General features: G+C 39.8%; 21 protein-coding genes. 4 read left to right on the top strand and 17 right to left on the bottom strand.

All coding sequences use genetic code 11. The features are described 5' to 3' along the window. Positions 1–355: 355 nt before the first annotated feature. Entirely contained in the window at positions 356–2,536 is a 2,181-nt protein-coding gene (gene katG, locus DC53_RS16315; protein ID WP_033028667.1) for a catalase/peroxidase HPI, read from the bottom strand. Positions 2,537–3,193: 657 nt separating this feature from the next. Here katG and DC53_RS16320 point away from each other — a divergent pair. Continuing rightward, positions 3,194–4,102 (top strand): tetratricopeptide repeat protein, encoded by a 909-nt coding sequence (locus tag DC53_RS16320; RefSeq protein ID WP_033016400.1) that lies wholly within the window; start codon positions 3,194–3,196, stop codon positions 4,100–4,102. Positions 4,103–4,122: 20 nt separating this feature from the next. On the opposite strand, the gene DC53_RS16325 is transcribed toward DC53_RS16320, so the two are convergent. The 5 genes from DC53_RS16325 to DC53_RS16345 form a co-directional block, all read right to left on the bottom strand. Beyond that, positions 4,123–4,443 (bottom strand): hypothetical protein, encoded by a 321-nt coding sequence (locus DC53_RS16325; RefSeq protein ID WP_007379036.1) that lies wholly within the window; start codon positions 4,441–4,443, stop codon positions 4,123–4,125. Between the two features lie 9 nt (positions 4,444–4,452). Beyond that, on the bottom strand, positions 4,453–5,214 hold the full coding sequence (locus DC53_RS16330) for a nuclear transport factor 2 family protein (protein ID WP_007379035.1): 762 nt from the start codon (positions 5,212–5,214) through the stop codon (positions 4,453–4,455). A gap of 81 nt (positions 5,215–5,295) precedes the next feature. Beyond that, positions 5,296–6,039, bottom strand: a complete 744-nt coding sequence (locus DC53_RS16335; RefSeq protein WP_007379034.1) for a ferredoxin--NADP reductase — start codon at positions 6,037–6,039, stop codon at positions 5,296–5,298. Positions 6,040–7,315: 1,276 nt separating this feature from the next. After that, positions 7,316–8,020 (bottom strand): purine-nucleoside phosphorylase, encoded by a 705-nt coding sequence (gene deoD / locus DC53_RS16340; protein WP_007376638.1) that lies wholly within the window; start codon positions 8,018–8,020, stop codon positions 7,316–7,318. Then, on the bottom strand, positions 8,020–9,252 hold the full coding sequence (locus tag DC53_RS16345; protein WP_033028666.1) for a phosphopentomutase: 1,233 nt from the start codon (positions 9,250–9,252) through the stop codon (positions 8,020–8,022). Before DC53_RS16345 ends, deoD begins: the two co-directional genes overlap by 1 nt. Before the next feature lie 192 nt (positions 9,253–9,444). Between DC53_RS16345 and udk the strand changes: the two genes are divergently transcribed. From udk to DC53_RS16360, 3 genes are all read left to right on the top strand, one after another. Further along, positions 9,445–10,077 carry a uridine kinase gene (gene udk / locus DC53_RS16350; RefSeq protein WP_007376640.1) on the top strand — a complete coding sequence of 211 codons (633 nt, stop codon included), beginning with the start codon at positions 9,445–9,447 and terminating at the stop codon, positions 10,075–10,077. A gap of 17 nt (positions 10,078–10,094) precedes the next feature. Next, a complete protein-coding gene (locus DC53_RS16355) occupies positions 10,095–11,321 on the top strand; it encodes a NupC/NupG family nucleoside CNT transporter (RefSeq protein WP_007376641.1) in 1,227 nt (408 codons plus the stop codon). A gap of 396 nt (positions 11,322–11,717) precedes the next feature. Next, a complete protein-coding gene (locus DC53_RS16360; RefSeq protein WP_239462863.1) occupies positions 11,718–12,437 on the top strand; it encodes a substrate-binding periplasmic protein in 720 nt (239 codons plus the stop codon). Between the two features lie 262 nt (positions 12,438–12,699). Here DC53_RS16360 and DC53_RS16365 read toward each other — a convergent pair whose 3' ends face one another. The 11 genes from DC53_RS16365 to DC53_RS16415 form a co-directional block, all read right to left on the bottom strand. After that, positions 12,700–12,909 carry a cold-shock protein gene (locus tag DC53_RS16365; RefSeq protein WP_002959120.1) on the bottom strand — a complete coding sequence of 70 codons (210 nt, stop codon included), beginning with the start codon at positions 12,907–12,909 and terminating at the stop codon, positions 12,700–12,702. A 240-nt stretch (positions 12,910–13,149) separates the two neighbouring features. Beyond that, positions 13,150–13,866 (bottom strand): hypothetical protein, encoded by a 717-nt coding sequence (locus tag DC53_RS16370; RefSeq protein WP_033028665.1) that lies wholly within the window; start codon positions 13,864–13,866, stop codon positions 13,150–13,152. Continuing rightward, positions 13,863–14,603, bottom strand: coding sequence for a hypothetical protein (locus DC53_RS16375; protein WP_033028664.1), 741 nt, complete (start codon positions 14,601–14,603; stop codon positions 13,863–13,865). The genes DC53_RS16370 and DC53_RS16375 overlap by 4 nt, the downstream gene beginning before the upstream one ends. After that, positions 14,590–14,943, bottom strand: a complete 354-nt coding sequence (locus DC53_RS16380; protein ID WP_033028663.1) for a cupredoxin domain-containing protein — start codon at positions 14,941–14,943, stop codon at positions 14,590–14,592. The genes DC53_RS16375 and DC53_RS16380 overlap by 14 nt, the downstream gene beginning before the upstream one ends. Further along, positions 14,936–16,249, bottom strand: a complete 1,314-nt coding sequence (locus tag DC53_RS16385) for an ATP-binding protein (RefSeq protein WP_033028662.1) — start codon at positions 16,247–16,249, stop codon at positions 14,936–14,938. Before DC53_RS16385 ends, DC53_RS16380 begins: the two co-directional genes overlap by 8 nt. A gap of 26 nt (positions 16,250–16,275) precedes the next feature. After that, complete coding sequence (locus DC53_RS16390) at positions 16,276–16,935, bottom strand: response regulator (RefSeq protein WP_033028661.1); 660 nt, start codon at positions 16,933–16,935, stop codon at positions 16,276–16,278. Positions 16,936–16,943: 8 nt separating this feature from the next. Further along, positions 16,944–17,591: a tetratricopeptide repeat protein gene (locus tag DC53_RS16395; protein ID WP_033028660.1), complete on the bottom strand. Its 648-nt coding sequence runs from the start codon at positions 17,589–17,591 to the stop codon at positions 16,944–16,946. A gap of 27 nt (positions 17,592–17,618) precedes the next feature. Continuing rightward, a complete protein-coding gene (locus DC53_RS16400) occupies positions 17,619–18,389 on the bottom strand; it encodes an SDR family oxidoreductase (protein ID WP_033028659.1) in 771 nt (256 codons plus the stop codon). Continuing rightward, the gene (locus tag DC53_RS16405; protein WP_033028658.1) at positions 18,386–19,075 is read right to left on the bottom strand and encodes an iron-containing redox enzyme family protein; all 690 of its coding nucleotides are present in this window, start codon (positions 19,073–19,075) and stop codon (positions 18,386–18,388) included. Before DC53_RS16405 ends, DC53_RS16400 begins: the two co-directional genes overlap by 4 nt. Next, the gene (locus tag DC53_RS16410; protein WP_033028657.1) at positions 19,068–20,537 is read right to left on the bottom strand and encodes an AMP-binding protein; all 1,470 of its coding nucleotides are present in this window, start codon (positions 20,535–20,537) and stop codon (positions 19,068–19,070) included. The genes DC53_RS16405 and DC53_RS16410 overlap by 8 nt, the downstream gene beginning before the upstream one ends. Beyond that, a complete protein-coding gene (locus tag DC53_RS16415; RefSeq protein WP_033028656.1) occupies positions 20,534–21,187 on the bottom strand; it encodes a thermostable hemolysin in 654 nt (217 codons plus the stop codon). Before DC53_RS16415 ends, DC53_RS16410 begins: the two co-directional genes overlap by 4 nt. Positions 21,188–21,439 lie beyond the last annotated feature (252 nt).

The raw sequence follows: 21,439 nt of genomic DNA, 5'->3' as shown, positions 1-21,439 counted from the left end.
TGAGCAAGCTCTACGTCTACAAATCATATTCTGAAACTTGGGTATAACCCCTGTAGACGCACAGCTTGCTGGCGTGTAAAAACGCAGTTTTTAGGGTATTAAGTAATTAGAAGCCTTGCTTCTCACGTGAGCAAGCTCAACGTCTACAAATCATATTCTGAAACCTGGGTATAAACCCTGTAGACGCGCAGCTTGCTGGCGTTTAAAAACGCAGTTTTTAGGGTATTAAGTAATTAGAAGCCTTGCTTCTCACGTGAGCAAGTTCGACGTCTACAAATATATGTTTGCCACTGCGTTATAAATGAAAAAGGGGGAGTAATTAATTACTCCCCCTTTTTTATGTTCATCGCACAGATTATTTAATATCAAACCTGTCGGTATTCATTACTTTTACCCATGCATTTACGAAGTCGTGAACAAAGCGTTCTTTGTTGTCGTCTTGCGCATAAAACTCAGCAAGTGCACGTAAAACCGAGTTTGAGCCAAATACTAAATCAACACGTGTTGCAGTCCATTTAGTTACGCCGCTTGTACGCTCTACAAGATTGTACAACCCTTTTTCAGTAGGCTCCCAGCGGTACGCCATATCCGTTAAGTTTACAAAAAAGTCATTACTTAAGGTGCCGACATTACTTGTAAATACGCCATGCTGACTGCCATTGTGGTTAGTGCCTAACACGCGCATGCCACCAAGTAATACTGACATTTCTGGTGCACTTAAACCCATCAACTGGCTACGCTCTAGTAAAAGCTCTTCCGCGGATACTACATAGTCTTTTTTCAGCCAGTTTCTAAAGCCGTCATGAATGGGTTCAAGCACATCAAACGATTCGGCATCGGTCATGTCGTCTGTTGCGTCCCCTCGTCCTGGCGCGAACGGTACGGTTACATCAACACCAGCGCTTTTAGCTGCTTGTTCTACTGCGGCTGTTCCGCCTAAAACAATTAAGTCGGCGATGCTAACTTGCTTGTTTAAACCTGCTTGTACTTTTTCAAGTGCAGCTAGTACATTTGCTAAACGTGTTGGTTCGTTACCTTGCCAATCTTTTTGTGGTGCAAGACGAATACGTGCGCCATTTGCGCCACCACGGTGATCAGAACCACGATAAGTACGAGCACTGTCCCATGCCGTGCTAATTAAATCAGCAGCGCTAACGCCGCAACTAAGTAATGTTGCTTTTAAATCACTAATTTCGGCGTTTGTGAGTGTGTAGTCAACGGTAGGTACTGGGTCTTGCCAAATAAGATCCTCGCTTGGCACATCGGCACCTAAATAACGTGATTTAGGACCTAAATCGCGGTGAGTTAATTTAAACCAAGCACGAGCAAACACATCTGAGAAGTAATCAAAATCGTTATAAAAACGCTCAATAATTTTACGATACGCGGGATCCATTTTCATGGCCATATCGGCATCAGTCATTATTGGGTTTAAAGGAATTGATGGATCTTCTACATCAACTGGCTTGTCTTCTTCTTTAATATTAACCGGCTCCCACTGATGAGCGCCAGCTGGGCTTTTTGTTAATTCCCATTCGTAGCTTAACAGTAGTTTACAGTAGTCGTTATCCCATTTAGTTGGGTGGGTAGTCCATGCCCCTTCAATACCAGAAGTTACTGTATCGCGACCAATACCACGTGTTGTGGTGTTGTTCCAACCAAGACCTTGCTCGTGTACATCAGCAGCCTCTGGCTCTGGCCCTAGGTTTTCGGCTTTACCGTTACCATGCGTTTTACCTACGGTATGCCCACCTACGGTAAGTGCTGCTGTTTCTTCATCATCCATTGCCATACGCGCAAACGTTTCGCGAACTTGTGCTGCTGTTTTAAGTGGATCGGGTACACCATTAACACCTTCTGGGTTAACGTAAATTAAGCCCATTTGTACTGCGGCTAACGGGTTTTCCATTGTGTCTGGCTTGTCTACATTGGCGTAGCGTCCGTCGCTTGGTGCGAGCCATTCTTTTTCGGCTCCCCAATATACGTCTTTTTCAGGATGCCAAATATCTTCGCGCCCGCCTGCAAACCCAAAGGTTTTTAAACCCATTGATTCGTATGCCATGTTGCCCGCTAAAATAATTAAGTCGGCCCACGAGAGTTTATTGCCGTATTTTTTCTTAATTGGCCATAATAAACGACGCGCTTTATCGAGATTGCCATTATCAGGCCATGAATTTAGCGGAGCAAAACGCTGATTAGCTGTACTGCCACCACCACGCCCGTCAGCTAGTCTGTATGATCCTGCTGAGTGCCATGCCATGCGAATCATTAAACCACCGTAATGGCCCCAATCGGCTGGCCACCACTGCTGGCTTTGCGTCATTAAGTGTTTTAAATCGGTTTTTAAGGCTTCTAAATCTAGTGTTTTAAATGCTTCAGCGTAGTTGAAATCGCTGTCATATGGAGTCGTTTTTGTATCGTGTTGATGAAGTATGTCTAAGTTAAGGGCGTTTGGCCACCAATCGGTATTTGGATTAGACGTTTTAGTATTACTACCATGCATGACCGGACATTGGCCTGCTTTAGGGTTGCTCATTCTGAAATCCTTATAGTACAAAAGTAACGGTTATTTTATTTAGTTGGTTTATAACTTAGTACACCGGCCTAAATACTTATGTGTATTTAATATAGGCTTATAAATTATGCTATACCAGCACCGAACGGCTGTTTAAAACGATTGCTGTCATTTATAATTTTGATGGATAGTTAGTTGTGCATACTTTTTACTGCACTTTCTAACTGTATTTAAAATACGAGATTAAAATATTTATCTTAACTTTTTTAGAAGACCTGTGATCGCACTGAAAAATTTCGGCGTATTGATAAGTGAAGGGCTCAAAAGTGGCTTTGATTTACTTAAGCGCACATTGGAATATCCCCCTTCACCATGAAATTATAGTTATAACGATAAAGGTGTATTACTTAAGCCCAATACACCTTTACTTTATAAACCAGATACCTTGTGTATCTTCTTATTTTAACTAACTGAATTGAGTTAAGTAATTGTTCAGCTAAATTCAGTTAGTATGCAATTTATCTCCTGTATTTCCCTGCAACTTTTGTTGTTTTAGCAGTTTTGGCCAGTTCACCTTGAACTGGCTTTTTTTTGTAAAATTTTTGGCTTCACTAGCTTTGTGCCTTTTAGCTGTGCGTGTTAAAGTTACACTCGTAATTAATTTAACTAGGCATACCAATGCGTTATTACATATCCTTACTTTTTGTTTGTTTTACATTTTTTTTGGCTACTGTGAACGCAGCAGAACAAAGGCCAGAAGTGCTCACTGCGCAAGAACAACAACATGCCCTTAGCCAACTAAAGGAGCCTATGTATAAACCACTTTTAGAACGCTACGTTTTAGATGAACTAAAAGCAGTACGACAAGATCAACAAAAGCTACGTGAAGATGTAACTAAACAAGTTACCCACGCCCAACTAGATACCGCTGATCGTGCGCTCACATACACAACCGATACCATTAATAATGTGTTTTTTATTATTACTGCCACGGCATCTATTTTGGTTTTAGTGGGTTGGAACTCGCTACGTGATGTTAAAAATAAAGTAGAAGATATTGTAAATACACGCGTAAGTGTAATTACGGATGAATACGAAGACAGATTAAAAATTCTTGAAGAAAAACTGCGTGTACGCTCTGAAGAAATACTCAGTAACCAAGAACGTATATCGGTTACCAACGAGGTTCATTCGCTATGGATGCGCGCCAATTTAGAAAGTGATTTTGCAAATAAAATTGAAATATTTGATGAAATTTTAAAACGTAAACCAGAAGATGTAGAAGCAATAGCTTATAAAGCTGACGCACTACTGGAAATTAACGAAACAGCGCAAGCAATTGAACTATGCAATCAAGCCATTGATATAGATAGTGATTATGGCTACGCATACTGGCAAAGAGCCTGTGCTTTTGCCCTAATACATGAGCATGCAGATGCCCTAGCAGATATTAAAATGGCACTAGATTACTCGCCTAATTTACGTAATGAACTATTACACGAAAGTGCATTTGCAAGCTTACACGATAACGAGAGCTTTAATACAATTGTGGCTGGTGAAGCGTCTGGAATACAATTAAATTTATAGTATGCTGCATGCAGTGCATTTTAACGTTTAAAATATAAATCTATTGCTTTAGCGAGCAGCTCGTCGAGCTGCTCTTCAAAATTATCTATATCAATATCAAAATGATTTAAGTACGCCTTAGCTTGTACTTGCGATAAGTTACGGCTATTTACACTGTATTGACGCTCATCTTTTTGTTTATCGTAACGAGGTAAAAAGACAAACAAGCCGTAATAAGGCGATTTAATATGCTTGTTAGCAAAACGGCAAAAATCTTCTATATGGTTAGCACCATCAGGCCCTAAGCAGCCTGGTTCAACTCGGTACATTAAGCGAATTTTTCTTTCGTCACTTATTTGCATAACAGTCCTTTAACGGAAAAATAAGACGCGTATTATTTTCCCGTCTTTAATTTGATAGCTCGAAATTAACTCTGAACGTTTATCTACAACGTTTTTATCAGTGGAGCATGTTTCTGATAACTCATGATCTATTACTATGTCACCATGCACTATGCGCTTAATTGGCGATGAGTGAATACATTTGAGTTTTTTAAACATTAGCCCATAACGTGCGATTAGTTTTTCTTTACCTTTAAATAATAGCTCATTTGGGAAAATATAAAACTCTACATCTTCAGAGTACACGCGAATAAACTCTTCAATGTTACGTGCGTTGTAAGCGTTGACCAATTGCTCAACCACGGCAAGTGACTCACGTGACTGCTTTGCCTTAGTTTGCTGCTTAGTAGTAAGTGCCTCTTTAGCTTGCGTAACTGCTTTTTCGGCCTCAGCAACAGCCACTGCTTTCTCTACTTTATTTTTTGGCTTTTCTACTGGCTGTGGTGCTTCGTTACCGAATACTTTTGAATCATCTGTTTTAGCGGTGTCGATTACCGGTTTTTTAAGTTCGGGCGCTTTGTATTCAAGAGTATTAATTTTATCGTTAGCATCTATTTCAGTTGCAAAGTTATCTGTGTTGGTATTTTTTGAGACTGAGTCACCTTTATTTGTAACAACTTGCTCTGCACTTTTGAGTTTTGGCTCGGTTACTTCAGGTTGTTGATCTGAGGCATAACTAATCAATGCAACTGTGGTGATTAATGAAGCTAAAATAATTGATAACGGTTTCATAACTTTCCTAATATGAACACTAAACGCGTAATGTGGTGCAACATAACAAATTTTAGAGTTTGCGGGTAGTCATTCAGCCACTTACCAGTACTGTTCGACTGTTATATGTCCAGGCTCTCTGCGCCTGTTACGCTTAAAGCTTTTCCCTATAAGAAGTTCGGTTGTGTCTTTTACCATTTGTGGATTGCCACAAATCATAAATTGGGCATTATTTGGTGCTGGATCTAATTTTACTTTATCAAATAGGCGACTACTTTGAATTGCATCAGTAATACGCCCATGTAAGCCCTCTAACGGCTCTTCTCGGCTCACAACAGGTATATAATTAAGTTGTGCTGGGTAAGCTTTTAAAAGCTCATTTATAAGCGGCTGGTAACTTAAATCACTATTAAAACGTACGCCATGCACTAAGTTTATATGCTGATACTTTTGCCATACCTCAGATTGTTGCAATATTGATAAAAATGGTCCGATTGCTGTGCCAGTGCCTAACATCCACAGCTGCTCACTTTGTGGAATTTCGTCAAGTGTAAAAAAACCTGTTGCACGGCGCTCAATTAGTACGTTGTCGCCTGGCTGTAGTTTTGCTAAGCGCGGTGATAAAAGCCCGTCAGCTACGTTGATAAGATAAAACTCTAGAGCTGAGCTATCGGGTGAATTAACGTATGAATATGCACGCGCAATGCGTTTATCATCCTCAATTATTGAAAGCTTAGTAAACTGCCCTGCTTTAAATGGCTCTACATCGGCATTAACCGTTAAGCTAAAAAGCGTTTCGTTCCACCATGTTACTTTTTTTACAGTTGCATCAACCCAATTAGACATATTTAACTCCACAATTTAGCGGTTAATCCAGTAAATTATAAAAATGTATGTGCTTTAAACACTAGCATTAACTAGGTAATAGTTATACAAAGCGCTGATGATTTTTATACAAAACAATATGCACCTTGTAGACGCGCAGCTTGCTGGCGTTTAAAAGCAAGGCTTTTAGAGTGATAGCTTGAGTATATTAAGTCATGAGAAGCTGCGCTTCTAACGTGAGCAAGCTCTACGTCTACAACAATAAGCCAAGTTTACCTTGTAGCGCGCAGCTTGCTGGCGTTTAAAGCAAGGCTTTTAGAGTGATAGTTTAAGTATATTAAGTCATGAGAAGCTGCGCTTCTAACGTGAGCAAGCTCTACGTCTACAACAACAAGCCAAGTTGCACCTTGTAGACGCGCAGCTTGCTGGCGTTTAAAGCAAAGCTTTTAATGTGATAGCTTGAGTATATTAAGTAATGAGAAGCTACGCTTCTAACGTGAGCAAGCTCTACGTCTACCACAAAAAGCCAAGCTTCCTATGTAGACGCGCAGCTTGCTGGCGTTTAAAAGCAACTCTTTTATTGAGTATATTAAGTAATGAGAAGCTGCGCTTCTAACGTGAGCAAGCTCTACGTCTACAACAATAAGCCAAGTTTACCTTGTAGACGCGCAGCTTGCTGGCGTTTAAAAGCAAGGCTTTTAGAGTGATAGCTTGAGTATATTAAGTAATGAGAAGCTGCGCTTCTAACGTGAGCAAGCTCTACGTCTACAACAATAAGCCAAGTTGCACCTTGTAGACGCGCAGGTTGCTGGCGTTTAAAAGCAAGGCTTTTAGAGTGATAGCTTGAGTATATTAAGTCATGAGAAGCTGCGCTTCTAACGTGAGCAAGCTCTACGTCTACAACAATAAGCCAAGTTCACCTTGTAGACGTGCAGCTTGCTGGCGTTTAAAAGCAACGCTTTTAGAGTGATAGCTTGAGTATATTAAGTAATGAGAAGCTGCGCTTCTAACGTGAGCAAGCTCTACGTCTACAACAATAAGCCAAGTTTACCTTGTAGCGCGCAGCTTGCTGGCGTTTAAAGCAACGCTTTTAGAGTGATCGCTTGAGTATGTTAAGTAATGAGAAGCTGCGCTTCTAACGTGAGCAAGCTCTACGTCTACAACAAGTTAGGTTTTGCCTTGTAGACGCGCATAAAAAAAGCCGCATTAGATGCGGCTTTGGAGGTTAGTCTCACTTCACTTTGGGCGTGTCTCCAAAACTTAGTGAATACGTTACCAAGGAACTGTTATGTATTATTTAAGCTATTGACTCTAATGCAATTTTAACCATTTCGTTAAACGTGCTTTGACGCTCATCAGCAGGTGTTGCTTCACCGGTGATTACGTGGTCGCTTACTGTAAATAATGCCATTGCGTTTGCGCCGTATTCAGCTGCAACGCCATATAAACCCGCCGTTTCCATATCTACTGCTAGCATGCCTAACTTGTCTAAATCTTTATAGAACGAGTCGTCTGCTTGATAGAAAGTGTCGGTTGTAAATACGTTACCTACTTTTGCTTCAATTCCTAGCTCTTTTGCAGCGTTTACGCCGTTTAAAAGTAAATCAAAGTTAGCAATTGCAGAAAAATCGTAGCCACGTACACGTGCACGATTTACGTTAGAATCTGTGCTTGCACCTTGTGCAAAAATTACGTCACGGATTTTGATATCTGTGCCAATACCGCCACACGTACCAATACGTATAATATTTTTAACGCCAAAGCTTACAATTAGCTCACGAGCATAAATAGACATTGATGGAATGCCCATACCTGAACCCATGATGCTTACTGGCTTACCTTTGTAAGTACCAGTGAAACCGTACATGTTACGAACGCCTGTAACTTGTACTGCATCATCTAAAAAGTTTTCAGCAATATATTGCGCACGTAGCGGATCGCCTGGCATTAATACTGTTTCGGCGAAATCACCAACGTTTGCACTGATATGCGGAGTACTCATTAATTGTTTTCCTTTTTATTTGGCATTGTTAGCTCATTTAAAAAGCTGTCGCCGTAATCAAGTGCAGGTAAACTAAACCACTGTGCTAGGGTTTGGCCTATATCTGCAAAACTGTTGCGTTCACCTAACGGTGTATTAATCATACCTGGTTTATATGCAATAACAGGTACGTATTCACGAGTATGCTCAGAACCTGGAAAGGTTGGGTCACAACCGTGATCTGCAGTGATCATTAATATGTCATCTGCGTCTAACTGATTTAGTATAGTTGGTAAATAGTCATCAAACTCTTTTAATGCTTTTGCGTAACCTACTGGGTTACGGCGATGACCAAATTTTTCATCAAAATCAACTAGGTTAGTAAAAATTAAGCTGCGATCTGGCGCGCTTTTCATTACTTCGCTGGTTTTTTCTAGCAAGTTCATAAGCCCAGGTGCTTTATGCTTTTGGGTTATGCCCTGATGCGCGTAAATATCTGAAATTTTACCAATACTAATTACTTCGCCGCCGTCTTTTGCTAATACGTCTAGCAATGTGGGTGCTGGCGGAAGTACTGAGTAGTCACGACGATTACCCGTTCGAGCAAAGTCTTGGCTATTTGAACCCAAAAATGGCCGCGCAATCACTCGTCCTATATTCATTTCATCAAGTAGCGCCCGTGCGATTTCGCAAACTTGATAAAGCTTCTCTAGGCCGAATGATTTTTCATGCGCGGCTATTTGAAACACGCTATCAGCTGAGGTGTAACAGATTGGTTTACCTGTTTTTACGTGTTCTTCACCTAGCTGTTCTAAAATGGTCGTTCCCGATGCATGGCAGTTGCCTAAAATACCAGGAATACCTGTGCGAGCTATAAACTCGTCAATAAACTCTTGTGGAAAACTCGGCTGTGTTTTTGGAAAATATCCCCAATCAAACAACACAGGTACGCCTGCCATTTCCCAATGACCTGATGGTGTATCTTTTCCGCTAGAAAGTTCTTTAGCGTAACCCCATGCACCTTGTGGTGTTTGGCGATCAGATATTAAACAGGTTTCTCCACCTGCAGCTTCACATGCGTCTATTAATCCTAATTTAGATAAATTAGGAAGCGACAGTGCACTGCCAGTTTCGTCGTAATATGCTTTTAGTAAGTGAGCAAATGTGTTAGCGCCAAGATCACCAAATTTATCTGCATCTGGTGCTGCACCGATTCCTAGGCTATCTGCCATTAAGATAATTGCTTTTGCCATTTTGACCTCACTTTGTTTCTAGGTGGTTACTTTATCCGCTCTTTGAATTTTCCGTACAGGACAAAAGTCCTGTTTCATAAAACCTAAACATTATAAATTTGCATTCTTGAGCGAAGCAAAAGAGATTAATCGTGTCTTTTTTGCTATTGTGATCTACCAACAATATATCCTTCTGTGTGGGTGAGAACTTTAGTGACACGAACTACTATTATAGCTATTGCAGGCGCGTCTGCGTCGGGCAAATCTCTTTTTAGCCAAACTATATACAATGAATTGGTTAACGAGCTTGAACCAGGCGCTATCGCCATTATTGAAGAAGATGCTTATTACAAGGATCAGTCGCATTTGCCGATGGCTCATCGTACGCAAACGAACTACGACCATCCTGATGCATTTGAACATGCGTTGATGCTTGAGCATTTAACGCAACTTCGTTGTGGTAACTCAGTTGAAGTACCAACCTATGACTATGCACAGCATACACGCAGCGAAAAAACTCGCCGAGTGCCTGCTGCAAAAATACTCATTGTTGAAGGTATTTTATTATTGAGTGACAAAGCGCTTAATAAAGAATTTGATATTAAGGTGTTTATAGATACACCTTTAGATATTTGCTTAATGCGCCGTATGCAGCGTGATATGGAACAACGAGGCAGAACTTTACAATCTGTTGTTGAGCAATATCAAGCAACTGTTAGACCGATGTTTTATCAATTTATTGAGCCTTCGAAACATAACGCCGATTTAGTTGTGACTCGAGGCGGTATGAACCGTGTTGCGATTGATATTATTAAAAGTAAGATAAAATATTTACTACAAGAATAACAACGGGAAACATTTGTATGACAACATTTATGAGCTTAGTTGGCATGTGCGTGCTGCTAAGCATTGCCTTTGCTGCGTCAACTAATCGCAAGGCAATTAATTTAAGAACCGTTGGCATAGCATTTGCGATGCAAATTGTTATTGGCGGTTTTGTTCTGTTTTTTGAAGCAGGAAAAAATGTATTAACGAGCATGTCAGCGGCCGTTTCATCGGTAATTGGTTATGCGAATGATGGTATTGGATTTTTATTTGGTCCACTTGCCTCACAAGATACATTAGGTTTTATTTTTGCAATTCAAGTTTTGCCCGTTATCGTGTTTTTCTCAGCATTAGTTGCTGTGCTATATCACCTTGGCATTATGGATTGGATTATTAAGATATTAGGCGGTGGTTTACAAAAATTATTGAAAACCTCACGTACTGAATCACTTTCAGCAACGGCGAATATTTTTGTTGGCCAAACTGAAGCCCCTCTTATTGTTAAACCGTTTATTGCAACGATGACTAAATCGGAATTGTTTGCAGTGATGGTAGGTGGCTTAGCCACTGTAGCAGGCTCTGTCATGGCCGGTTACGTTATTATTGGTATTGAGCTTAAGTATTTAATAGCAGCGAGCTTTATGGCTGCTCCAGGTGGTTTTTTAATGGCCAAGATGATTGTGCCAGAAACTGAAACGCCTAAAGATAACTTAGCTGATTTAGATTTAGATGACGAAGATAAGCCTGTAAATGTAATTGATGCAGCTGCATCAGGTGCGGCAAACGGCATGCATTTAGCACTTAATGTGGGTGCAATGTTACTTGCTTTTGTAGCGCTAATTGCACTATTAAACGGTTTATTAGGTGGTATTGGCGGGTGGTTTGATTACCCAACATTAACGCTTCAAGAAATATTAGGTTATGTATTTGCTCCTGTTGCATGGTTACTAGGTGTGCCATGGGATGAAGCAATTATAGCCGGCAGCTTTATTGGTCAAAAGATAGTAGTGAACGAGTTTGTTGCTTACTTAGACTTTATAAATTATCGCGATACGTTAAGCGCACACACACAAGCAATTGTTACTTTTGCTTTATGTGGGTTTGCTAACTTATCATCGATAGCCATTTTACTAGGTGGATTAGGCGGTATGGCGCCTAGTCGGCGAAAGGATATCGCGCGCTTAGGGCTCAGAGCAGTGTTAGCAGGATCTATGGCTAACCTTATGAGCGCAGCAATTGCTGGGTTTTTCCTCTCGCTAGCTTAGAAACTTATTGAGATGAAACCGGTGTTGCAAAACAAGAAGATAGCTGCTTTAAGGGGTTAAAGTACTATCTAACTTGAACGATACTTCACCAAGGGCCGCAAGGCCCTTTTATCGTTTTAGTACTTTATATTTCAAGTTATCAATCCTTTAATACTTCATACCAAGTTTAATTGGCATAAAAATTATGCGGGTTAAATCATTTTAGAACGTCGTTACACAGCCTCCTAGGCTGATTACTACAACGTGAAAACATAACTCAGCACACAATTCATATTTACACTCAAATTTAAATAAACCAATATCTTAGTCACTAATTTTCATGATTAATTTTTTGTATTTTCAATATTTTAAGCCACACTTATATAACTATATTTAACTGAATGACGATTCGCTATTGTGAAATATATTATTTATTTTCTTTTTTTTATTTACTCTGTGCATATTCAAGCAACAGAAACACTGCTTGTTGTTACAGAATTAGCACCACCGAATCAGGTATTGGTTGATGGTGAAGTAACAGGAGAAGGCACTCAATTAATTCGAGATATATTTGCAGAGGCTAAGCTAACACCTAATATACAAATGTATCCGTGGGCGCGTGCTTATAAGTTAGCAACCGAGCAAAGCAACGTTTTTATTTACAGCCTAGCAAGAACACCAGAGCGAGAAGAACAATTTTATTGGATTGCACAAGTGGGACGATTTGATTTGGGGTTTATAGCTCTCTCAGAGCGCACTGATATAGTTATTGAAGGTACCGAGCAAGCTAAAAACTACAAAATAGCGATGCAACGCAATGACTTCTCTACACAGACTCTTTTAAAACTAGGTTTTGAAGCAGTATTCACTAGCGACATTCAAAAGTCATATGATTTATTGCTCGCTAAAAAAGTAGACTTAGTTGTAGACGATCCACTTTATATGCAACAGCTAAGTGATTATTTAAAACTTGAACCCAACCATTTAAAGTTTGTATATAGAATAAACGAACTCACTGTAGGTGCTTACTTAGCAGCGAATAAAAAAACAGACGTTAATGTTGTTAATGCACTTCAGAAGGCGTTCACTGAAATGGAAAAAACAAGTGCGTTACCTTATGGAATTCAGGATAATTAATTTCTATATGGGATCTATTTAACGTTAAGAAAATTACGCTAGAACTGGGCAAAAATTTTTGTATCTAGTTGCTCTAAATAAAAATTTAACGACGTTATAATGCAGTTTAATTCGTTAAATTGCTCAAAGATTTATACAGGTTGGTATAGTGAGTAAATAAGTGGAGTTGATCTTATCTAATAAACGCAGGTAACTTTCATCAAAATTTAGACACAAAAAAAGCGCCTTAAGCGCTTTTTTTCATTTTACTTAAAAAGTAAAATTATACAGCTGTGATGTTATCAGCTTGTGGACCTTTTTGACCTTGTGAAAGAGTGAACTCTACACGTTGGCCTTCAGCTAAAGTTTTGAAACCTTCGCTTTTGATTGCTGAGAAATGTGCGAAAACGTCTGGGCCATTTTCTTGCTCGATGAAACCAAAACCTTTAGACTCGTTGAACCACTTAACTGTACCTGATACGATGTTAGACATTGTAATATCCTGATATAAAATAAAAAATATGCTCATAAGAGCGGGTGTAGCAAAAAATGAGATGGTACTTTAAAAACTTCAGGACGGTACTACAAGTATTACTTATACAACATCGAAATGGAGATTTATAGCTTACATGCTTTCTTTCTAGCTGCAGCCCACTATATAGATTTTTTAAAACATGTCAAGTACCCATCTATAATCAGAGTGATAAACAACCAAAACCGCTATCATTGGTTATTAAAATTCAAATTCTAATGCGAGCCTAAAACTATGATTTTTTTCTGATTGGCTTATCTCAGTGATAAAACCCGCTTCCCATTTTAACTGCTTTTGTCCATCAAAACGCTGCAAACCTATAAACCCTGGACCTATACCCACAAAGTCTTCACCTACGTAAACTTCAAGAGATGGCTGAAAAGCAGAACGATATCGATAGCGATATTGCGCTCTAAACTCACTTTCCCATTCATTTTGAATATCCTGCCCCCACTCGTACACTAAAAAGGCATTCATAGTTAAGCTTGTTTTACCAAACTCTTTTTCTATCACAAAACCCGACGTTGCTTCATACACATCTTCATTATGTTTTTTTTCAAGCTCAAATAATGCCCCCCAATCGGCCCATAATTTACCTTGCTCAATCAATTGCCAGCGTAGTTCAAGCTCATAAGCTTCTAAACCAAAGTCGCCGTTATCGTCTCGCTCACCAACTATATAACCTTCTAGTGCCATTGTATCGTTAATAGCACCGCCACCACCCAAACGCTGCGCTAGTATGTTGCCACTATCTGTTTGGTGCGACACCAACCGCCATTCAAACTCTCGCTCAAAAGGTAAAACATAGGGGTGATATACCTTATCAACAACAATACCATCGGCCTTAACTGGGATTGAGAATACCAACAAACAAAAAACGGTAAAGCTAAGCGCTAAATATAGGTTGAGTGCTTTCATACACGTTCCTTAGATATTGAAGCTGAAATAACATAACAAAGTGATAAAAATATCACGCTACTTGTACTATATATAAGTACACTCATTAGATCAGGGGTAGCCTCGTAACCAACAAGAGCACGCAGTACGCGGCCTAGCTCAGAGTTTTCGTTTAACAAATCACGTAAATCCCACACGGTTGCGGTGTTGGTAATTAAATCTATTTGGCTTGCCAAATCCAGTGCAACTAATAACTTAGCCGCGCTGTTAAAAGCAAGCAAAGTAAAAAGCGGATACATACCAAAACGGTGCTTAATTGCATTCATTAAAAAGTACAGCAATACGCTAAAACTTAAACAAATTCCAACACCTAATAAAGTGCCAATAAATAAGCTTTGCCCTGCATCATTACTTTGCCAAAAGCTGGTGAGGTAAATAATATAGTGGCTTAAATACATTGTTATTGTGCTTATAACCGCAATATAAAAAGCCGCTGATTTTTGCTTTATTGCAAATACTAATACAGCTATAAATATAGTAATACATAGCCCTATTTGTGAGTACTCTAGCCCTTGGTGTTCAAACCTCTGGCTCACCCATGATGCACTTTGCATGTACAAAAACGACATGAGCGCGCCAATTAATAAAGCAGATCCTATTTTTAAAGCGCTTTGTTTTTTAACTACTTGTAGTAGCACTAATAAAATAGCCACAGGTAGCAATTGATTAAGGCTCATGACTAAACTAGTTATTAGCATGCTGCGCCTCCTCATCACCAACTATTACAACGCCCCTTGCTGTATTGGGCGAAAACTCACCAAAAAATTCGTAATGCCCTTTACTAAGCGGCCCTATATAAATAATGCTTTTACGGTTTGGGTAGAGTACTTTTTCTCTGTTTAGATCAAAGCTATCAAACTCTTCTGGTGTGCTATCTTGGTTTTCTATCAATAGTTTGACTTTTTTATTCGCGGGAATGGTAATTTGCGAGGGATAAAACAAATGATCTTTTAAAATAATAAGGTACTCTTTACTCGCCGCGTTAAACGACAAGAATAGCAAACAACAAAGGCACCGATTAAATAAACGTTTAGTCACTTTTTACTCCCGTAAAAGTAACCTTAACGGTTAGTCCGCCTAAAGGGCTATTCGCTAAATGAATAGTTGCGCCATAAATAGCAATTATGTGTTGAACAATCGCCATACCTAAACCGGCACCTTGCTCGCCTGATGGATGCTGATCGCCACCTACGCGATAAAAACGATTGAATATTCGCTCTTTTTGCTCTTCAGTCATACCCGCACCGGAATCATCAATTTGCCAACTAAAGTCGTCATTACTTGATACTAATTTAATTATAATTTGACCATTATTGGGGGTGTACTTTATGGCGTTGCTAAGTAAATTAGCGATGAGTGTGGTTAATGTAAACTCATCACCATTAAGAATAAAGTCATCGCCTTCAAGACTAATGGTTTGGTTTTTTTCATCTATTTTGTCGTATTGCTCCGATACGACTTGCTGAGTAATCGCTAGCAATGATTGCTCGCTAAACTGCCTCTGCCATTGTTCAGGCTGAGTGCGCCCTAAAATTAGCATTTGCTCGACAATATTACTTAAGCGATTAATGCCCTGCGACATAGCTTGTAATTCTTGATGGTCTTGCAGATTACTTTGTTTATTAGCCAAATTATGTACGTTAATTTTTAAACTACTAAGCGGGGTACGTAACTCATGGGCTGCATCAGAGGCAAAAAATCTCTCCCGTAAGTAGGCTGTTTCTACACGCTTAAATAAGTCGTTTAAACGATTAATAACCGGTTTAATTTCCTCGTCGGTTACTTGCCAGTTAATTGGCGTAAAGTCGTTAGCTTGGCGAGACGCTAACTGCTTAGATAATCGAGTAAGAGGGGCTAATGCGTATTTAACAAAAAAGCTAATAAAAATAGCAAGCAGAGGGACTGCCCATAGCATAGGTAACATTGCAGATAAAATAACGGCTTCAGCTAATTCAAAACGCTTTGCCATAGGTTCAGCAACGATGATTTTACGGGTGTTTTTACTCATCACAAATACCCGCATACGCTGCCCTGCTACATTGGCCGTTTGAAAGCCCTCGCTAAAACTAATTTGGTTATTCGTTAAACTCGATGAGCCACTAAGTAAATTATTATTTTGCCAAATTTGATACAACAACTGAGCGCTATTATTACTTACTTGTACTGCATCTGTGCTTAGTGCCAATGGTTGCTCAATTAAAACGCCAGCTACTATTTTAAGTTCATCATCAAGCAAACTTTCGCCGTGGTGCATACTTTTTTGATAGCCTTTTACTAATGCTAAAAAGCAAGTTAGCACCATCATTGAAAGTAAAATTAAGGTCAGACGTTTACGAATAGACATTTTCAACCTCGAAAGATAAACACGCTCTAGCGCTTGCCAACCACGTAGCCAATGCCACGTAAGGTTTTAATAAAGTCGCTAGGGAATTTTTTTCTAAGGTGGTGAATGTGTACTTCTATCGCGTTAGAGCCGACTTCTTCACCCCATTGGTAAAGTTTGTTTTCGAGTTGTTGTTTTGACTGCACACGACCTTGGTTTTCCATTAACGCTTTTAAAAGCATGTATTCTTTACGCGGTAATGTCAGTGACTCTCCATTGAGTGTCACCGTATGAGCAGAGCTGTCTATGACCACCTCCCCGCATTGCAGTAAACTCGATTGAGTTTGATTAACGCGTCGACTTGCCACACGTAGTCGAGCAAATAACTCTGCAGGGTCGAACGGCTTTGCAAGGTAATCATCAGCGCCCATATCAAGACCTTGCACTTTGTCGTCTATACTGCCGCGAGCGGTTAAAATGACCACTGGAATTACTTTTTTTTGTGCTTTAATATGCTTTAAAACCAGTGAACCGTCACCATCTGGCAACCCTAAATCGAGAATAACGAGTTCAATTTCACCACTAGAAAGGCATTCTAGGGCGTGTTTTACTGTGCCACTATGCTCTACGCTATAGCCCTCTTGGCGCAAAGAGCGAATAAGCCCTTGCGCCACTAAATGATCGTCTTCAACGAGTAATAAATGCATTGTGTCGTTTATCTTTTAAGTTTTTTGTCTACTTTTGCCAATAGCTGGCTTATTGCTTGTTGACGATATTTGTCTGCTTTAGCGCGAGTATCACGGATACCCGCAGCTTGGGCTGCTAGCAAACGTGCTTTCGCTTCTTTGTAATCGCCTTCATCGTACAAGTATTCACCATATAAGTAGTTAGTATCAATGCCTTCGAGATTAAAAGCGAGTGCTTGTTTAAATAATTTTTCAGCTTTGTCATCATCACCAAAACCAATTGGCCAACCAGGTACTTTACTGTAAAGCGTTGCAAGGCTTGCGTAAGCGGAGCCATTGAGTGCAGTGCCATCAATTGAGAGCGCCTGTTCGAGTGACGTTTTTGCCTCTTTTGCTAAACCAAGTGCTCCCAACCCGCCTTTTGCACCTGCAAAACTAGCTAACACAATGCCATTCCAAATATGCGTTTGTGCCAAATTTGGGTAGTTTTTAACAAATAACGCACTTTGCTCACTTAATTGCGTGAACGCATCTATTTGCGCGTCATCTTTAAGTTCATAATTAGCGATAGCCCACTTCTGTTGAATAGCGACTAAATCTTGCGATTCGCCAGCATAGGCCGATGCAGGAAATATACTCGTGAATACTAAATATAATGCTAAGGTCATTTTATACATAATTTTATCCTCGTTGTTCATCTATTTTTAACTTAAAAAACGTTTTATTTTAGGTAGTTGTTTTGCAATGGCGTTATCTACAATACGTGGGAAAGCGCCATTAATGCGTACAAATAATTTTTCAGGAAAGCCGATAAAACGCCGTGTCTGATTAGAATCAAGAAGCGCAAGCAACTCTCTGGCAACTAATTTTGGCGAGTCCATTTTATTACCGAGCTCTTTATTCAGCGCACGGATTTTGCTGTTATTAATGGTGGTGTCAGTGGCTCTTGGCGCTAGGTAAGCGACTTTAACACCCGAACCGTTTAGTTCGCGCGAAAGCGCCTCTGTAAAACCACGTAAACCAAATTTACTCGCGCAATAAAGCGTTTGATACGGATATCCGATACTGCCAAACGATGATCCCACGTTAACAATGGTGCCTTTGGTATACTGCAACTGCCCCAAAAATAGCTGACATAATTTAATAGGCACCGACAAATTGGTACTTAGCATATTGTCTATTTGCTCAGAGCTTGTGTGCTCAAGACTTTGCATTGCATTAACACCGGCATTGTTAATTAGCAATTTAACGCCGCCTAATTGCTTTGCTTTTACAGCTAAATGAATGCGTGTTGTATCGTCGGTTAAATCGCCAATAAATATTTCACTGTCTGGGCATGTAGCACTGAGTTTTTCAAGAGCTTGAGCATTTCGCCCAACAAGGAGTAACTTCCACCCTTTTGCATATAGGGCTTTAGCAATTGCTTGTCCTATTCCACCGGTAGCGCCAGTTAATAAACACAAAGAGCTACTCATGCCTGCTTGCCTTGTATATTGGCTTTAAAAAAAGGCTCATCATCCAAACCACGAAATATATCGCCATATAAACGATAAAAGCGCTTTGCCCCATGGAGTATGGCTTGTTGATCTGCCTCGTCTGTTATTTGATTCATTAGGTTTTCAAAAAACTTTACGTGCTCTACATCAAGCGCACCATGGGACGTTAAATAACTAAATGCTTTTTGAGGTAAGCCCACAGCGTTTGCAATATTTGAAGCGGCACCATCTGCAAGTGCAATGGACGTCCCTTCAAGCACATGTACCATACCAAAAAAGCTCAATGGGTTTTTACGAGCAATAGAGTCGTACGCATAAGACACCATCATTTCAGTGGCAAATTGTGGCTGACTACACCGTACGGTTTCTTTATCAAAACCGCAGGCTGCAATATCGTTAAGTACCCACTCTTGGTGGCCAATTTCTTCTTCAATATATTCTGCGACGGCTTCGCGCAACCATTCTTGATCGTCGGTTAATCGTGCACCAACCGACATCATTAATGGCACGGTGTGCTTAACATGGTGGTACGCTTGCGCTAAAAACGAGGCGTATTCTTCAAGTGATGCTTCGCCTTTAAAAACACGCTGAATAATAGGCGCTGCGAGTAAGTAATCTTGCTCTTGCGTCGTTTGCTCTTTAAGGATGTTAAAAAAATCACTCATTAATTACTTCTCCAAATTGATAAAATTGCTCAAAAACGTCATGATACTGTTGGCTAATTGCCATTCGTTTTGGGCGATTATTTGTAGTTAACAACCCTTGTTGCACACTCAACGGAGCCGCTAAACGATGCCATTTTTGAATGCGTGCATAATCGGGCAGTTGTTTATTAATTGCGTTAATATATTGAGCTAACTCGGGGTTACATAGCTTTGAATCGGCGTAAATAATGGCACTGAGAAAAGGTCGCCCCTCACCAAACACAACCGCTTGTAAAATACCGCTTTGACTGAGTAATAGTGATTCAGGCCACTCGGCACTGATGTTGCGCCCCATGCTGGTAATAATTAGATTTTTTAATCGGCCTTTTATAAATAAAGTATTTTGACGCTGCTCGACTAGATCACCGGTGGCATACCAGTGGTTTTTATCATGCGGTGGGTGATTCAAATAACCTAAAAATATCTCACCTTTTATGAACAGCTGGCCGTCTTCAATTTTGGTTTGAAGGTGTGGAAGCACTGTTCCTGCACTGTGAAGATTATCGTTTGTTGGCGTGTTTAAGCTGACAACCGATGCGGCTTCAGATAGACCATACCCTTGGTACACCGGTAAGTTTAAGCTACGCGCTTTTACTATTAGCATTTCGCTGACAAGCGCACCACCTACTGCAATAAACTGTAACGAACTAGGCGGTTGCCACCCATCTTCTGCAAAAGTAACTAAGCATGCTAATAGTTCAGGCACTAAAATAAGCGTATTTGGCTTAACTTTATCAATCGCAGCTATAAACTGTGCGGGCTGTTTTAATGCAGTACCAACAAAGCCTAATTCATTTAACGGCATTAAATGCACTGTACCGCCACTTTTTAAAGGGGCATACACACCGGCTATATTTTCAAGCAATACAGCAAGCGGCAATAAACATAAATGAACAGGCTTTTTAATATTAATTTTATCGCACAGAGATTGAGCTACCTGCATTTGGCTATTTGCAGATAAACACACGCCCTTTGGTTGCCCAGTCGATCCTGACGTAAACGTTACTTTTTGAGTATCTGGAAAATAACTGACGGGGTTAGCTACAACGATTTCGTAAATATATAATGTGTAACACTCAAATAAAGTAATTGATGCAGTCGGCTCCCCGAGTAAAGGGTTTGGTGTGTCGCTCATAAATATATTAGCGCCGCATTGCGCTAGTACATATTGAGTTTGTTGCTCACTAAAAAAGTGAGCTATTGGCACAGCCACTTTATTAGAAACCGCAGTAGCGGCATCAATAACAAACCAAGCTGGCGTATTATCGAGCTTATAAGCGATACATTTGCCGTTAAAGCTATGTAGTATTTTTACTACTTTTTGTATTTGCTGGTTAAACTCACCACCGTTAATTTCAAGTGTTTGCTCTTTATTGTGGGCAATAATTAATGGCGATATTGCATGGGTATTATAGTAATTCATACATTCACCAACGCATTTACCAAAGAATTGATATTTGAGTGGTTTTGCTGCATCAAACTAAAAAGCATTGGGGTATTTAATACTTGTTGGTGAGCTTGATCTAAACTCACAACGCATACGGTAGGCTGATTAGCGTAGTAACTTCCCCAACTCAGCGGATGCTCAACAACAAAACTGTTTGCCACAGCAATTTCAGTACAATTAACGCCTAATAAGCGTAGCAGCGCACGTACTTTTTTAGTGGCGCAAAATACTAAATGTTTTGCTCCTACACTTTGCAGGGCTTCATTAACAACAATAAAATGCCCAAGCGTTGCTTTGCGATGTGTAGAGCATAGATTGCCAAGCTCAAATACTTTATTACGCTGTGTAGGCTCAGGTAAAAAATACTCAATGGGCTGTGCTAAGTATTGCTCTATAAATAGAGGTGCTGTTGCTTGCCTTAAACCCAATGTGCACTGCCCTTCGTTTGTCGTGTATTGGCAAAGTAATGGCATAAAAGAGGTAAGCGTGGCGTTATAAGCGACTAAAAACCCTTCTTTAACTGTGTTTTCTAACGCACTTCTATGCTCATCATTAATGCGAGCACTAACAAAGCGTGAGTTATTTTCAATATAAACGGGTGATGAAGGTAGGTGTGCTAATTGCATAAACATCGCTCATATAAAGTGTATGTTTGTAACTTAGCGAGCGAAACTTAAAGAAAACTTAAGAAAATAAATATTATACCAACCTACATAAATCTTTGATCAATTTAACGAATTAAATTGCACTATAACGTCGTTAAAAATTTTTATTTAGAACATAGATACAAAAACTTTTGCCTAGTTCTAGCGTAATTTTCTTAACGTTAAATAGTCCCCATATATAAGCAGATTGGTATTAATCAAATAAAAAAGCCC

The sequence above is a fragment of the Pseudoalteromonas fuliginea genome (assembly GCF_000690055.1).
In the GTDB taxonomy this organism is placed as follows: Bacteria; Pseudomonadota; Gammaproteobacteria; order Enterobacterales; family Alteromonadaceae; genus Pseudoalteromonas; species Pseudoalteromonas fuliginea.
This window is presented reverse-complemented; position numbering and strand designations above follow the sequence as displayed.

Coding starts and splice junctions, on each gene's coding strand:
- katG (WP_033028667.1), bottom strand. CDS start 2,536: ATGAGCAACCCTAAAGCAGGCCAATGTCCGGTCATGCATGGTAGTAAT.
- DC53_RS16320 (WP_033016400.1), top strand. CDS start 3,194: ATGCGTTATTACATATCCTTACTTTTTGTTTGTTTTACATTTTTTTTG.
- DC53_RS16325 (WP_007379036.1), bottom strand. CDS start 4,443: ATGCAAATAAGTGACGAAAGAAAAATTCGCTTAATGTACCGAGTTGAA.
- DC53_RS16330 (WP_007379035.1), bottom strand. CDS start 5,214: ATGAAACCGTTATCAATTATTTTAGCTTCATTAATCACCACAGTTGCA.
- DC53_RS16335 (WP_007379034.1), bottom strand. CDS start 6,039: ATGTCTAATTGGGTTGATGCAACTGTAAAAAAAGTAACATGGTGGAAC.
- deoD (WP_007376638.1), bottom strand. CDS start 8,020: ATGAGTACTCCGCATATCAGTGCAAACGTTGGTGATTTCGCCGAAACA.
- DC53_RS16345 (WP_033028666.1), bottom strand. CDS start 9,252: ATGGCAAAAGCAATTATCTTAATGGCAGATAGCCTAGGAATCGGTGCA.
- DC53_RS16355 (WP_007376641.1), top strand. CDS start 10,095: ATGACAACATTTATGAGCTTAGTTGGCATGTGCGTGCTGCTAAGCATT.
- DC53_RS16365 (WP_002959120.1), bottom strand. CDS start 12,909: ATGTCTAACATCGTATCAGGTACAGTTAAGTGGTTCAACGAGTCTAAA.
- DC53_RS16370 (WP_033028665.1), bottom strand. CDS start 13,866: ATGAAAGCACTCAACCTATATTTAGCGCTTAGCTTTACCGTTTTTTGT.
- DC53_RS16375 (WP_033028664.1), bottom strand. CDS start 14,603: ATGCTAATAACTAGTTTAGTCATGAGCCTTAATCAATTGCTACCTGTG.
- DC53_RS16385 (WP_033028662.1), bottom strand. CDS start 16,249: ATGTCTATTCGTAAACGTCTGACCTTAATTTTACTTTCAATGATGGTG.
- DC53_RS16390 (WP_033028661.1), bottom strand. CDS start 16,935: ATGCATTTATTACTCGTTGAAGACGATCATTTAGTGGCGCAAGGGCTT.
- DC53_RS16395 (WP_033028660.1), bottom strand. CDS start 17,591: ATGTATAAAATGACCTTAGCATTATATTTAGTATTCACGAGTATATTT.
- DC53_RS16400 (WP_033028659.1), bottom strand. CDS start 18,389: ATGAGTAGCTCTTTGTGTTTATTAACTGGCGCTACCGGTGGAATAGGA.
- DC53_RS16405 (WP_033028658.1), bottom strand. CDS start 19,075: ATGAGTGATTTTTTTAACATCCTTAAAGAGCAAACGACGCAAGAGCAA.
- DC53_RS16410 (WP_033028657.1), bottom strand. CDS start 20,537: ATGAATTACTATAATACCCATGCAATATCGCCATTAATTATTGCCCAC.
- DC53_RS16415 (WP_033028656.1), bottom strand. CDS start 21,187: ATGCAATTAGCACACCTACCTTCATCACCCGTTTATATTGAAAATAAC.